We start from the raw sequence: 13,122 nt of genomic DNA on the forward strand, positions 1-13,122 counted from the left end.
CAATTCAACTGATTTAAGTCTTTTTCATTTCCTTTTCCTATCTCCCCCAAAAAATGAGGATGCAGTGGTGGTATGCAGCGCAGCGGAGGATTTGAATCTGAAGAAGCGACAGCGTTCGCCTTTGCCACGGAATTCTTACCCTTAAATGTTTTATATAATCAAGAGAATCCCGTGGCAACAGCGATCGTAAGATCAAGTCCTACGCGCAGCGTCTTAATCGCTTACGGCCGCTTGTGTCCCTGCTGTATGCCCTGTCGTAAACGCCGCTGTAATATTATAACCACCTGTGTAACCGTGAATATCGAGAATCTCACCGCAGAAGAACAATCCAGGCATCAGCTTGGACTCCATCGTTTTCGGATTAATTTCCTTCAAATTCACACCGCCCCCGGTAACAAATGCTTCCTTCAGAGAGAGCGTACCGTTCACACGGATTGGAAACGCCTTAATGCGATGAGCAAGTTCTTGCCATTGCTGCTTGGGAATATGATCATAGGTCAAGTCCTCACGCAGTTCGGCTTGCTGGAGCAACAATGGAATCAAGCGTTCCGGTAAATAAGGCTTAAGCACATTTTTGATCGCTTTTTTAGCATCGACCGATGCCAACTCCAGCGTCTCACGGTAGACTTCATCGGCATGTTTATGAGGCTGCAAATCGAGAGTCAATAACACCGTGTTTACCTTATCTTTTTTCATTCCCTTGACGACAAATTGACTGCACCGCAAAGCAGTTGGGCCAGATAGACCGAAATGTGTAAAAATCATATCTCCTTCATGGACGACAACTTTCTTTTGCTTCGCATTCCATACGGTCAGACTGATGTCGCGTAAGGATAGTCCCTGAAGCTCTTTCGTCTGGATGAACGTTTCGCCTGAGGTCAATGGCACCTCTGTTGGATACAGCTCCGTAATGGTATGCCCCGCTTGTTCTGCCCATGCATAGCCGTCACCTTCCGAGCCGGTATGCGGGACGGACTTGCCACCGACGGCTACAATGACATTACGGCTATGTAGGATTTCACCGGAACGCAGCCGTACCCCAGCTGTATGACCTTCTTTGTAAATAACCTCTTGAACAGGACGACTTGTCCGAATTTCGACTCCTTGAGAGCGTACCTTGTTAATCAAAGCATCGACTACTGTTTTGGCTTTGTCCGTCACTGGAAACATACGCCCATTGTCTTCTTCCTTTAAGGCTATACCCAGCTGTTCAAAAAAGGCGATGATATCCCGATTGCCAAAAGCCGCCAGTGCACTGTGCAGAAAACGGCCATTGCCGGGGATGTGCCGAATGAGTTCGTCCAGCTCTTTGGCATTCGTGACATTGCAACGGCCTCCACCAGAGATCCCCAGCTTTCGCCCGAGTTTATTTCCTTTTTCAAGTAAAAGCACCTTGGCACCCTCACTGCTGGCAGCGGCAGCAGCCATTAATCCGGCTGAGCCGCCTCCGATCACAATAACGTCGTAAGTCATAAACCTCTTCCTTTTCGTCGACAAATTTTCAAAAAATTCAGAACGGCGTAACCAATTTTTCATCATATCGTAATACCGTCATTTTAGATAACCTAAGAGCACGGTAAACGTGTATATTTTTCAATTTACAGGATTTTAAAACGCGTAAAAACGATCTTCTTATATACATCTGGTATTTAGCAGATTTTGTCGTTCTATACCGGAATTTTAACACATATATTGTAATATATTGTAGCCTGTGCTTTAATTCAACTAACGGCGTCAAGGAAAGATGATGAGGGGGAGAAGTCCTTGTTAATTGCGTTGAAGGAAAGTGTGCTCCAAGTTCTCCTTGCCGTTATATCGGCGGGTTTTTTCTCTATATTAACGGATTATGGGGATAAGAAAAAGGTTTGGGGCGGCAATCTGCTTCCTGGACCCACTCAAGGAATACTGTATTTGTGTTGCTTACCAGCCATATTGCTATGTACACTCTTTCAATATCAGTCTCCGTATGGTCTACCTTCTAATCTCGGTATTATTCCCCTTGCTGTTGGCATCATGTACGGTAGACGTCGCACTGCCTTTGTGCTCGCTGCTTCCGCACTGATGGGTGTCCTGATTATAGCCCAGTCGACAGAAATGTCCCCAATGTATGTGGGCACTGGTTTTATCCTTTTTCCTTTTATGCTCCTGCATGTCAAGTTTTTTCAAAGAGGAACATTGCTGGACAAAAAGCTCCTGATCTCCGCATATGTTGTGGCTGATATGCTGTTTAAGGCGATATTTCCGCTACTGTGGGGCAAACAGGATGTTTCTGTATACATTCCTGACTTACTTACAACGTTTTGGAATATGGGTGCAGGGGTGCTGGCAAGTTTTACGGTCGTGAGTCTAATGCATAATGCCTTTGAGAAGCTGACGCTTCGGCGTGATGTGACTGAGTTTACGAGCAAATACTTAATTGAAGTGGATAAGCTGCGTCAAGTTATGGATTTGATGCCGTTATCTCTTGTTACTCTGGACAGCGAAGAACGAGTTATACATATGAACAAAACGATGCTGGAACTCTATCGAAACTACGATCCCTACATTACACTGCCTGAGATAGTGGGTCGTCCATTGAGCACGTTATATGGTTTTGACACTTTACCTGTGGTTAACGAACGGGTTGCGAAAGCGTTGGAAGGAGCGGCGGGGGCTGATTTTATAAATGTTACTCCCAAAGTATTCTTCTCAAGTTTCCTTCCTATTCGTGATAAACATGTAAACCAAACGACAGGCGTCATTATCGCCCTGCAAGATATTACAGAGCTTGAGACGCTGCGCAGTGAGCTAGGCAATTTCGAGAGGCTAAGTCTGGTTGGACAGATGGCAGCGGGCATTACTCATGAAATACGTAATCCGATGGCGGTTGTGCGTGGTTTTTTACAGCTTATGCGTGAGAAAAGTCCAGAATCCCTCAACCATTATTACCGCATTGTGATGGAGGAACTTGACCGGGCGAACGGGATTATTAACGATTTTCTTTCACTGGCCCAGAATCGAATTGTCGAGAAGGAGCAATGTCATCTGCATGATATTATTCGCGAACTGACGCCTTTATTGTGGGCAGATGCGAATCTGAGGGGGCAGACGATTGATCTAAAGCTGGAGGATCATGTGACGATGCTGCATTTGAACCCTAAGGAAATAAAGCAATTGCTGCTTAATTTATCGCGTAATGCGATGGAAGCCATGGGGGAAAAGGGAGTGCTGACCATTTCTACTCATGAGGAAGGGGATTTCGTGGAACTGGAAGTAAAGGATACAGGGCCTGGAATTTCGCAAAAACAGCTTGAAAAGCTGTTCCAACCTTTTTACACCACCAAAACGAAAGGTACAGGTCTGGGTCTGGCCTTATGTCAAAGTATAGTGGAGCGTCATCACGGTACGATTGCCGTAGATTCGGTGGAGGGAATGGGCACGCAGTTTAAAGTTCGATTGCGCAGAACCGTCCCGACTTACCGGGATCATTCTGAGCCTCCTGTCATGAGTCCGATACAGAAATAATCGTTCAAAAATATAGCCGGATTTTTGCAAATTACGTGAAAAAGATTGTATAATGAAATTTAGATGTCCATGCCTTTACTACGGCAAAGGATGAAATTAGAAACGTACTATACATGATTTTCGGAAAAGGAGTGAAAGAATATGTCTATGTCTTTCGATCAATATATGAGAGATTCAGTTCAGCCGATGCGCGATGAACTGACGAATCTTGGGATTCAGGAACTGCGTACCTCTGAAGATGTGGAGGCCAAGCTGCCTAATAGTAAAGGAACAGTGCTGGTGGTTGTGAACTCGGTATGTGGTTGTGCCGCAGGCCAATGCCGCCCGGGTGTGGGTGAAGCACTGAAGCATGATATTACGCCAGATCATCTGTATTCGGTTTTTGCCGGACAGGACAAGGAAGCAACGGCAAAGGCTCGCGAATTTTTCGCACCTTACCCACCGTCTTCCCCTTCTATCGCGCTGTTGAAAGACGGCGAGTTGGTTCACTTCATCGAGCGTCATCAGGTGGAGGATCGTTCGGCAGATCAGATTGCTGCTGATTTGACCAGTGCATTTGATCGTTTTTGCCGGTAAGACTGCTCAAGCTATGCCCCGCATTTTTCGCCTGCGAAACTTGCCGGGGCTTTTGCATGTTGGCTTGTGAAGGAAATTCCTAAAAAAGAGGTGCTTATCTGATGAGTTTGCAGGAACAGATTATTGCTGAATTGGGAGTACAGCCTACGATTAACGTAGAGGCAGAGGTCCGTAAGCGTGTGGATTTCCTCAAGTCGTATGTAACGAAAACGGGAAGCAAAGGGCTGTTGATCGCCATCAGTGGCGGGATTGACAGTGCCGTAGCAGCTGCTTTGTGCAAGCGCGCTACAGATGAATTGACGCAGGAACAAGGAGACGAATACAAAACGTTGGGTGTATTCCAGCCATACGGCCAACAGGAAGATATCGAGCATAGCTACGCGGTTGCCAAAGCGTTCGACCTGAAATATGCCGGGGAAACGAACATTAAGGAAGCCGTGGACAAGGTTGCCGTGGAAGTGGAGCATACGTTAAAGGATATTAGTCTTGAGCGTTCGATTACTCCGCAAGTGAGAGGGAATGTAAAGGCAAGAACACGGATGGTGGTTCAGTACGCACTTGCGAATGAGCTGAATTTGCTCGTCGTTGGCACAGATCACGCTTCCGAAGCCATCACAGGCTTTTATACCAAATGGGGCGATGGTGCGGTCGATATTACGCCACTTAGCACGCTGAACAAACGTCAGGTGCGCTTGCTCGCCAGCTATCTCGGAGTTCCGCAGGCCATTTTGGACAAAGCGCCTACAGCTGGATTGTGGGAAGGCCAGACGGATGAAAAAGAACTGGGGATCTCCTACGAAGCAAACAGTGACTATCTGGAAGGCAAGGAAATTGACCCGGCGGCACGCGAAAAGCTGGAAAGCTTCTTTACACGTACTGCGCATAAGCGGACAAGCATCCCAGGAGTCTAAGCATTAATCATTATGTAATTTTAAAATGCTCAAGCGAGGATTTTGCAAAATTCTGAAGTAAATAAATGCGGCGATCCGCCCGGCGGATCGCCGTTTGTATTGAAGGGGTAATAATTAATTGGCGATCCACTCAATGAAGCGGCGGGTTTCGGTAATCGCCTGATCCAGTGGAAGACTGCCTCCCTGGAATGGATGAACGGTATTAAAGGTATGATTGCCGCCTTGAATTTGTACCCATTCGATGTCGGGACGAACGGATGTGAGCAGGGCAGAGCCTTCTCGTAGACGTTTGGAATCTTCGGTTCCCTGGATCAGTACAGCTGGGAGCTGGCTGTTGGCAAGTCTGTCTACAATGGCAAAACGCTGGCGATTTTGTTCCAGGTCTTCCAGAATGATAGCATCCAGCGGGAGCTGTTGCCCGGTTCTGGCGTTCTCCACATAGCTGCGTCCCTTGGCGCGCATTTCTTCTTTTTGCGGTAAAGTAAACAGATCAAGATCTGTCACGCCATTCCATGAAATGACGCCAGCAATCTCGCCGGGATGATCTAGAGCATATACAAAGCAGCTTCCCGCGCCTCGGCTATGACCTAACAGAAACAACGGCAATTCTCTGAACTCATGACGGGCTCTCAGATTGGATAGCAATAGTTCCAAATCCTCTTGTTCGCGGCTATAGGTGTTGCGTGCGAACTTTTCCAGCTCGGTAAAATTCTCTAGATCCTCACCTATGCCATTATGTGAAAAGTTGAAGGTCACAACATGGTTATCCATACTCAATGCTTCTGCTATATAGGGGAACATGCCCCAATCCTTAAATCCTTTGTAGCCATGAGCGATGATGAGCAGGCTTTTGGCTGTATTTTTAGAGGGAAACCAGGAAGCCCGGATCACCGCATCTGTTCCTGCTTCGGTACCTGCTTCAACAATAATGGTTTCTGACATCCTATCCTTCCTTTCTACGGGAATTTTTTTAAAATGGGCATATCAGCTGAATTTCAAACATTCATCTACAGCCTTTCTTATTTTAACATATTTTGGTGCTGTTTTTACGCCTTTGTGACTCGCCAGGGTGTGGACGCACTGTTACAATAGATCCAGTAAAGTATAAAGGACGGGGAATACCCAAATGATCTACGGAATTGGACATGATGTGCTGGAAATAAGCCGTATGGCTCATATTTTGGCAGGTAAATATGCAGATGCGTTTTTGAATCGGGTGCTGACCCCGGCAGAACGTGAGCTTGCTGTGGAACGCAAGGGTAGACTAACGGAGTTCGTAGCAGGGCGCTTTGCTGCCAAGGAAGCGATAACCAAAGCCTTCGGTTGCGGAATTGGGCAAATCATCGGGTTCGGCGATATGGATATTTTACCGGAACCTGGGGGGAAGCCAGCCGTTTATTTGTCTTCATCCGCGTGGGATCGACTGAGATTGCCGAATACAGGTGACTCAAATTACAGCATTCACTTGAGTATTACACATCAGCCTAACATTGCCTCTGCTTTTGTGATTGTCGAATATAAGGAGACGTGATGTGATGACTACAAATACATTGGAACAAAAGCGTTATTTCAGCTTTGAACTGTTGAATTGGTATACACGTAACAAACGCGATTTGCCGTGGCGACGTCATCGGAATCCTTTTTATATCTGGATCTCGGAAATTATGCTTCAGCAGACGCGTGTCGATACGGTCATTCCGTATTTTAATCGCTTTATTGCACGTTTTCCTACGATTGAAGCGCTGGCGGAAGCACCCGAGGAGGATGTGCTTAAGCTATGGGAAGGACTGGGCTATTATTCGCGGGCCCGGAATTTGCAAACTGCGGCAAAACAAGTAGTTGAGCTTCACGGCGGACAGGTGCCGGATGATACACAAGCTGTTGCTGCACTGAAAGGAGTAGGCCCGTATACGACGGGGGCGATTATGAGTATCGCCTTCAATCGACCAGAGCCTGCTGTGGACGGGAATGTGATGCGTGTGCTGTCGCGTTATTTTCTCATTGAAGAGGATATTATGAAAGGCAGCACGCGGGCACATATGGAAAGTCTGGTACGGGAGCTGATTCCCGAAGGAAGAGCCTCTGATTTTAATCAGGCTCTGATGGAGCTAGGCGCACTGGTCTGTACGCCGAAGTCGCCTCATTGTCTGACCTGCCCGGTCATGGAGCATTGCTCGGGCAGGCTGGCAGGTCGCGAGGAGACACTGCCAGTCAAGACCAAGGCAAAGCCGCCGCGGCTGGAGCCGCGCTCCGTCGCTCTCATCGAGGGCAGCGGAGCGAACACCGGCCGTCTGCTCGTACGGCAGCGCCCGGCCAAGGGCCTGTTGGCCCGCATGTGGGAGCTGCCGCATGAGCTTGCCAGACCGGAGGGCTACAACGGCCCGGTGCCAGATGAGCCCGCCATGGACCATCTGGCGGCTCATTTGCTGGCAGAGGGCGTGCTTGCGCGCCCGGTGCGGTTTGTACGTGAGGCGGAGCACACGTTCAGCCACATTCACTGGAACCTGCGTGTGTTCCAGTGTGAGGAGGTCGCCGCCCCTGCCGGGGAGGCGGGAGGCCCCCCGCTGGCTGCCGAGCAGCGGGCCAGCTACAGCACCGGAGCGAAGCCAGGTGCGTTGATTGCGCTGGCTGAGCAGGCGGAGCACGCGCACAATGCGCTGCCGGCGGGGTACCGCTGGATCAGCGAAGCGGATATGGCCACCTTGGCGTTTCCCAAGGTGTTCCTCGATCTGATCACCGAGTATTATGCGAAGCAAAAAGAGAACTGATGTTAATGAAATAACTGTCAGTAAAAGACAAAGTGTTTAATTTATCCTATAAAATGGAAACGGCGACAACTAAGGACGAGAAAATAAAGTCCTAGACTGTCGTTGTTTCCATTGAACTAACGTTTCCCGTTAGCGGAATGCTCGCTAACCGTAACAACATTAGACGTACCTTTCTCGCGTATTGTTCTCTCCACCCCTAGAGTCTTCGCTCTTGTCCCCAATGGGGTTAGATTTGATTTCACATAACAAGCTATCTCCCCCTACCTGAATAAATAATATTCCTTAACTGGATGACCTGACTTTTAAGCTCTTTCTCTCTCTCCAAAAAGTAGAGCGAAGCTTGCAGTAACGGGAAGTTCGGTTCCGCTTTACGAGTTTCGTTCTGGATAAAATGGTAAACCTCTTTCAACTCCGAACGATGTTTTGCGCCGGATGGAAGAACATTAAGGGCCGAATCCATCTCCCGGAATAGCTCGGTAAGGAACTGCTCTCTCTCCCCTTGGCGGCCCTCGAGCCCCCAGCTTAAATACCTCTCGAACGAAGCCTGTTTCAGCAGAGGCTTCAGGTTAGAGGCCATCATATGCTTAACGAGCACATTGAGCTTATCCAAAATGAACCTTGCCGTTTCCTCAAGCGATAGAGACTTTTCTTCATAAACGATCCAAAATAAGTACTCCTTCAGAATCGCACGATAGATGGAAACCAAATCCCACAGGAACGGATAAATTTCTTCGCCATAAACCTGTATCAAGCACTCTTTATGCCATCGGATGAGCCGCCCTCTAACCTTGTGTCTAAGCGGCTGGAACTTGGGATCCTGTTGGATGGGGAGCTCCGTGAATTCGACCAGAATATGCTTGTATTCCATAAAATAACGGAATCGCAGAATGATCTGCTGTAGAAACTGCTCTTCTGGCGAGAGTTCGGGAAAGCGTTTCAGTTCATCGACTTGATCAAAATAGGCGTTATGGCATTGATCAAACACCTCGCTGAAGAGGTCTTCCTTGGAAGGGAAATATTTATAGACTGATCCTTTGGCAATACCGCAATCCTCGGCAATATCCTGTATCGTCGTCGAAAGAAACCCATGTTCCTTAAAAAGCTTCATCGCCGATTTTAAAACCTCTTCCCTTGTCACACTCATAATAAAAATCTCCCCCCTTGACTATTCATGAATGATAGTACAAAATACGAAACATGAAGTCAAATGACTATATGTTCGCGTAATTAAACATACGGTCAAATCGAAGAGATGAGGAGAACATACAGAATGGAACGATTATGGGATCCACAAAAAACAGCGTTGGTTGTTATTGACTTGCAAAAGTGGATAGGAAATCAATACGCCCCTTATTCTGCTGAGCAGGTAGTGTCTAACGCCGCAGCCTTGGCAGATACTTTCCGTGAGCAAAGCTCAATGGTTGCACTGGTCCGGGTATCTAGTAAAGATTTGAAGGATATCCCGCGTCCTAAGTTGGATTCGCCTGGACCACCCCTGAATCTGCCTGAAGGATGGGATCAAATCGTCCCGGAAATGCGGGTCACCGAGACAGACCATATCATCACGAAGAAGCAATGGGGGGCTTTTTACGGAACGGAGCTCGACCTTCAGTTGCGCCGCCGAGGAATTGATACCATCGTCTTATGCGGCATCGCTACTGAGTTGGGCGTTGATACGACTGCGCGGGAAGCGTTTATGCATGGGTATCAGCTGATTTTGGCGATTGATGCTATGACTGGATTTTCCGAAACCGGGCATGATTACGTAAAAAATTTCATTTTTCCACGCATCGGGCGTACCCGGACAACACAGGAAATCCTCTCTGCCCTTTCAGGCAACTGTTTATAGTTGAAAAAATGACTTTCCCATTCCCCGTGTATTATTTGACCGAATACACGAAGAACGCCACAGCTTGAAACTCGCTTTGCGTTTGCTGGGAATCTCATCTGGCCATACTTAAAGGACGATTATGTGTTCCCAGGGTGCACATATTGGCTGACGGCATGGGATACGACCTGCTGCACCAAATATACAAAGTAACCGCTGAATGATATAGAGCGAACGGCTCGTCGCAATTGGCACGCGCTTCTTGTATAGCAACCAGCATGAGTTCCGCAGTGCCCAATGGGACGAGTACGCCTAGTGGCGCAGCGCTAATGCTAATAAATTTGCATAATTGCCAGTGGAATTGGTGGTGCTCTTTTAAACGGTCTTTTCCAATCATGAGCTGCGCTTTTATTGTCTTTCGTAAGGCCATACGATTTATCGAAAGCTTTAAACTATCCTGCCCGTTAGTTAAACAAAGGCAGCCGATCACTATGATCGGCTGCCTTCTTGTCTTTTATGAGCTATCGTTTTCCGTTAGCATAATGACTTACTGTGATACGGTTCACCGTGCTGTTTGTAACGGCAAGTTTAATGGTCATCTACACGGAGGGCCTTCTTAGCGTTATAAGCTACAAACTTTACAACGATTACTCAGATAACGGACGACAGCATCAATAAGAGCAAGTCGGGAGAAACGAACGCGTTCACGAAATGGTTTGTAAAATACGAATGATTTCTTTTTCGATAACGGAATCGTCAACAGTATCCAGATACTCAGGACTAATCACTTGATACTGTTTCATCTTATAAAATTCCATAACGGCTTGTTTCAAGGTGAGATCATACCATTGAATACTAAAGGTCGGTTCCATAATGCGCCGAAGCGTAGCATCGTCTTGAACTAAGGACAGCGCAACGTGCATTCTGTTAAAAATCTTTTTATCCATACCGGATTGAAAAAAAGATTGTAAATTTTTAATTCTATTTTGTTGAGCAACGGAAATATTTTCAAAAAGTCGTGGATAAAACTCCTTAAGGTCTTGCAGGAACAAATCGGATAAATAAATAACACCTATTAACGATTCCAGAAACGTTTTTTGAAATCGATCAATATATGAAACGGAATCATCATATACAACGGTGTCAGCCTGCTGCAAGTACTGAATTCCATACTCTACAACCTGTTCGATGATTTCATCTTTGGATGAAAAATGCTTGTAAAGCGTCACTTTACTAATATCCATATGTTTTGCGATATCGTCAATTTTCAGTTGGCTGAATCTGGTTCTTCTAATTACAGGTTTGATTTTATTAAGATATTGATCTGCGCTCATGGGTTTTCTCACGATTGAAGCCTCCTCTACCGCTCGTCAAATCATATTATATCAAAGTAGAGGCATCAATAAACAATATTTAAAAAGATTATTAAATTAACTAATTTTATTAAATTAGTTTACTTAGTTTATTTATCCGATGTATAATCTCTCTTGTAATGAATATCCAATCAAGGAAGGGATAACGGTCCCAATAAGCGATATCCATTTCTCGAAATCACATTAAAAAAGGAGATTACACAATGAAAATCACAGTTCTCGGCTCACTCGGCAATATTAACCGCAACTACCTCCCATCCCTAATCGCAGACGGCCACGATGTTACCGTCATCACAAGCTCCAAAGATCGTATCGCCGACATCAAAGCGCTCGGTGCCGAACCAGCGGTCGGCTCAAACCTCGACGTCGAATTCCTCGCGCAGGCTTTTGCAGGTAGCGACGTCGTCTACCTCATGATTTCAGGTATCAATTATGCCTCTGGCACCGACATGTGGCAGACCGCCATTGATCTTTCTGAAAATTATAAGGCCGCTGTGCTAAAATCAGGTGTAAAAAACGTCGTCAACCTCAGCTCAGTCGGCGCCGACAACCCAAACGCCGGCATTCTCTACAGCTATCATTTTGCAGAAGAAGCGCTAAACTCGCTTGAAGACGTGAACGTTGTCCACATCCGCCCTGTCGGCTTTTACAGCAATCTTTTTGCCGACATGCAAAGCCTAAAAACCCAGCAGACCATCTTCAGCCCAATTTCAGTTGACATCCCACAAGGCTGGGTCAGCCCCGTTGATATCGCGGACGTCGCTTACGACCTGATTTCTCACACCCCATCGGGTAAAAGTGCGAAGTTCATTGTTAGTGACTGGGCCACAGGTAACGACTGGCTCAATGCCCTTGCTGAGAATGGTATCGAGGCCAAATACCAACAAATCCCCGTTGAAGCTCTTGCTGAGAATATGAAAAAAATCGGCTTCCACGAAAACACTGCCAATGCCTTTGCCCAAATGAACCGCGCCTGCGAGAACGCCGACGAGTTCTACGCCAGCCTCCGTGCCACCGACTACCACCTCGGTAAAGTCAAGGTCGAAGACTTTGCAAAAGTTTTTGCAGATGTGTATATTAAATCTGTTTAAACAGCGAGAATACTGTTTAACCTGCGGATGAGAACGCGCCTAAGTGTGCTATTTCTTTCGATAACTTGAGACCTCGAATAGGGTTTACTATGACTTGGTTTTGACATATAAAGAACAAAGCTCGCTGAAGTGACAGCGAGCTTTGTTCTTTATTGATGAATGCGCACAAAAAAATAACCTTACCTGTGATAAGGTTCCTATCGATTGACTTTAAACTAATCTGCTCGTTAGCTTAATTAAATAGCGTCAGTCTAATGTAGTGTAGTGCTTAGGAGAAAGAAAATAAGCCCATCACTTTGATTTGGAGGTTAAATCATTTCCAATTAATAAATGGATAGGCTCTCTTTGGCATTAAATAAGGCGTGGTAAAAGCCAATTGATTGAGCTATCGTTTCCCGTTAGTTCAATCAATTCTGTTGCCATCGTATATGCTGGTGATGAACCAAGTTTCCTACATTACTATATCGTCTTTCATAAGTTTTTGGTACAGGGCTATCTTCTCGTTGGCAAGGGAAATCATGCGCTCAAGTTCCTGTCGCTTGGATTCCAGTTCCATCAGATGCTTCTCAAGAATTTCTATCCGTATGTGTAAGGCAGGAGTAAAATTAGCAAGTTCTTCCCCTTGTTGAATTTTATCCAGTACACATCCGTCACGAGTAAATTCCGTGATCTCCTCAAGCGACAATCCCAATTTTTTCAATCTAATTAAACATTGTATATATGAAACCTCACTTTCGGTATAAATACGTGTCCTTCCATTTCTTCGATTTGGTTCCTGTAGCACTCCAATTTTTTCATAATAGCGAATCGTATAAGGAGTTAACCCCGTTCTTTCTGATACTTGGCTTATAGTAAGCATTGTTTTATATGTCACTCCTTTTTTCTAAACCAAAATTTAAAACTATTATACATCTTTAAGTCAATTTGAAGTCGATATTTGCACCTCTAACTTCATTTCAAAGTTTGTGCTTGATTTCTAGTTGACTCTAACTTGTAAGCTAAAGTTGCTTATTGATATACATGAAAACAAAAAACAACCTAAAGATAAAAGGAAATGGTGTCAAACTTATT

Annotated in this window: 13 protein-coding genes; 7 read left to right on the plus strand and 6 right to left on the minus strand. The window is 45.9% G+C overall.

The window, feature by feature from the left end; genetic code table 11:
• Nucleotides 1-213 precede the first annotated feature (213 nt).
• Nucleotides 214-1,473, minus strand: coding sequence for a BaiN/RdsA family NAD(P)/FAD-dependent oxidoreductase (locus MKY75_RS03495; protein WP_318627580.1), 1,260 nt, complete (start codon nucleotides 1,471-1,473; stop codon nucleotides 214-216).
• Between the two features lie 291 nt (nucleotides 1,474-1,764).
• Between MKY75_RS03495 and MKY75_RS03500 the strand changes: the two genes are divergently transcribed.
• The 3 genes from MKY75_RS03500 to nadE all read left to right on the plus strand — a co-directional run bounded on the left by MKY75_RS03500 (nucleotide 1,765) and on the right by nadE (nucleotide 4,991).
• The gene (locus MKY75_RS03500) at nucleotides 1,765-3,504 is read left to right on the plus strand and encodes a two-component system sensor histidine kinase NtrB (RefSeq protein ID WP_340884330.1); all 1,740 of its coding nucleotides are present in this window, start codon (nucleotides 1,765-1,767) and stop codon (nucleotides 3,502-3,504) included.
• 141 nt (nucleotides 3,505-3,645) lie between these two features.
• On the plus strand, nucleotides 3,646-4,080 hold the full coding sequence (locus MKY75_RS03505; RefSeq protein ID WP_029515801.1) for a BrxA/BrxB family bacilliredoxin: 435 nt from the start codon (nucleotides 3,646-3,648) through the stop codon (nucleotides 4,078-4,080).
• A gap of 101 nt (nucleotides 4,081-4,181) precedes the next feature.
• Nucleotides 4,182-4,991 (plus strand): ammonia-dependent NAD(+) synthetase, encoded by an 810-nt coding sequence (nadE, locus tag MKY75_RS03510; RefSeq protein ID WP_340884331.1) that lies wholly within the window; start codon nucleotides 4,182-4,184, stop codon nucleotides 4,989-4,991.
• A gap of 114 nt (nucleotides 4,992-5,105) precedes the next feature.
• Here the strand turns inward: nadE and MKY75_RS03515 are convergent, their stop codons facing one another.
• On the minus strand, nucleotides 5,106-5,933 hold the full coding sequence (locus MKY75_RS03515) for an alpha/beta hydrolase family protein (protein WP_029515800.1): 828 nt from the start codon (nucleotides 5,931-5,933) through the stop codon (nucleotides 5,106-5,108).
• A 184-nt stretch (nucleotides 5,934-6,117) separates the two neighbouring features.
• Between MKY75_RS03515 and acpS the strand changes: the two genes are divergently transcribed.
• Both acpS and mutY read left to right on the plus strand, forming a co-directional pair.
• Complete coding sequence (gene acpS / locus MKY75_RS03520) at nucleotides 6,118-6,522, plus strand: holo-ACP synthase (RefSeq protein WP_340884333.1); 405 nt, start codon at nucleotides 6,118-6,120, stop codon at nucleotides 6,520-6,522.
• 4 nt (nucleotides 6,523-6,526) lie between these two features.
• Nucleotides 6,527-7,759, plus strand: a complete 1,233-nt coding sequence (gene mutY / locus MKY75_RS03525; protein WP_241113472.1) for an A/G-specific adenine glycosylase — start codon at nucleotides 6,527-6,529, stop codon at nucleotides 7,757-7,759.
• A 250-nt stretch (nucleotides 7,760-8,009) separates the two neighbouring features.
• On the opposite strand, the gene MKY75_RS03530 is transcribed toward mutY, so the two are convergent.
• Entirely contained in the window at nucleotides 8,010-8,903 is an 894-nt protein-coding gene (locus MKY75_RS03530; protein WP_340884336.1) for a TetR/AcrR family transcriptional regulator, read from the minus strand.
• Between the two features lie 126 nt (nucleotides 8,904-9,029).
• Here MKY75_RS03530 and MKY75_RS03535 point away from each other — a divergent pair, with 126 nt between their 5' ends.
• A complete protein-coding gene (locus tag MKY75_RS03535; RefSeq protein ID WP_029515795.1) occupies nucleotides 9,030-9,608 on the plus strand; it encodes a hydrolase in 579 nt (192 codons plus the stop codon).
• 94 nt (nucleotides 9,609-9,702) lie between these two features.
• On the opposite strand, the gene MKY75_RS03540 is transcribed toward MKY75_RS03535, so the two are convergent.
• Nucleotides 9,703-9,984: a hypothetical protein gene (locus tag MKY75_RS03540; protein WP_209949419.1), complete on the minus strand. Its 282-nt coding sequence runs from the start codon at nucleotides 9,982-9,984 to the stop codon at nucleotides 9,703-9,705.
• Between the two features lie 307 nt (nucleotides 9,985-10,291).
• On the minus strand, nucleotides 10,292-10,933 hold the full coding sequence (locus MKY75_RS03545) for a TetR/AcrR family transcriptional regulator (RefSeq protein ID WP_029515793.1): 642 nt from the start codon (nucleotides 10,931-10,933) through the stop codon (nucleotides 10,292-10,294).
• Between the two features lie 230 nt (nucleotides 10,934-11,163).
• On the opposite strand from MKY75_RS03545, the gene MKY75_RS03550 reads away from it, so the two are divergent.
• Entirely contained in the window at nucleotides 11,164-12,051 is an 888-nt protein-coding gene (locus MKY75_RS03550) for an NmrA family NAD(P)-binding protein (RefSeq protein WP_340884337.1), read from the plus strand.
• A gap of 451 nt (nucleotides 12,052-12,502) precedes the next feature.
• On the opposite strand, the gene MKY75_RS03555 is transcribed toward MKY75_RS03550, so the two are convergent.
• The gene (locus tag MKY75_RS03555; protein ID WP_318627576.1) at nucleotides 12,503-12,910 is read right to left on the minus strand and encodes a MerR family transcriptional regulator; all 408 of its coding nucleotides are present in this window, start codon (nucleotides 12,908-12,910) and stop codon (nucleotides 12,503-12,505) included.
• Nucleotides 12,911-13,122: the final 212 nt, after the last annotated feature.

The sequence above is a fragment of the Paenibacillus sp. FSL L8-0663 genome (genome assembly GCF_038008125.1).
GTDB classification, from domain to species: Bacteria; Bacillota; Bacilli; order Paenibacillales; family Paenibacillaceae; genus Paenibacillus; species Paenibacillus polymyxa_D.

Coding starts and splice junctions, on each gene's coding strand:
- MKY75_RS03495 (WP_318627580.1), bottom strand. CDS start 1,473: ATGACTTACGACGTTATTGTGATCGGAGGCGGCTCAGCCGGATTAATG.
- MKY75_RS03505 (WP_029515801.1), top strand. CDS start 3,646: ATGTCTATGTCTTTCGATCAATATATGAGAGATTCAGTTCAGCCGATG.
- nadE (WP_340884331.1), top strand. CDS start 4,182: ATGAGTTTGCAGGAACAGATTATTGCTGAATTGGGAGTACAGCCTACG.
- MKY75_RS03515 (WP_029515800.1), bottom strand. CDS start 5,933: ATGTCAGAAACCATTATTGTTGAAGCAGGTACCGAAGCAGGAACAGAT.
- acpS (WP_340884333.1), top strand. CDS start 6,118: ATGATCTACGGAATTGGACATGATGTGCTGGAAATAAGCCGTATGGCT.
- mutY (WP_241113472.1), top strand. CDS start 6,527: ATGACTACAAATACATTGGAACAAAAGCGTTATTTCAGCTTTGAACTG.
- MKY75_RS03530 (WP_340884336.1), bottom strand. CDS start 8,903: ATGAGTGTGACAAGGGAAGAGGTTTTAAAATCGGCGATGAAGCTTTTT.
- MKY75_RS03535 (WP_029515795.1), top strand. CDS start 9,030: ATGGAACGATTATGGGATCCACAAAAAACAGCGTTGGTTGTTATTGAC.
- MKY75_RS03540 (WP_209949419.1), bottom strand. CDS start 9,984: ATGATTGGAAAAGACCGTTTAAAAGAGCACCACCAATTCCACTGGCAA.
- MKY75_RS03550 (WP_340884337.1), top strand. CDS start 11,164: ATGAAAATCACAGTTCTCGGCTCACTCGGCAATATTAACCGCAACTAC.
- MKY75_RS03555 (WP_318627576.1), bottom strand. CDS start 12,910: ATGCTTACTATAAGCCAAGTATCAGAAAGAACGGGGTTAACTCCTTAT.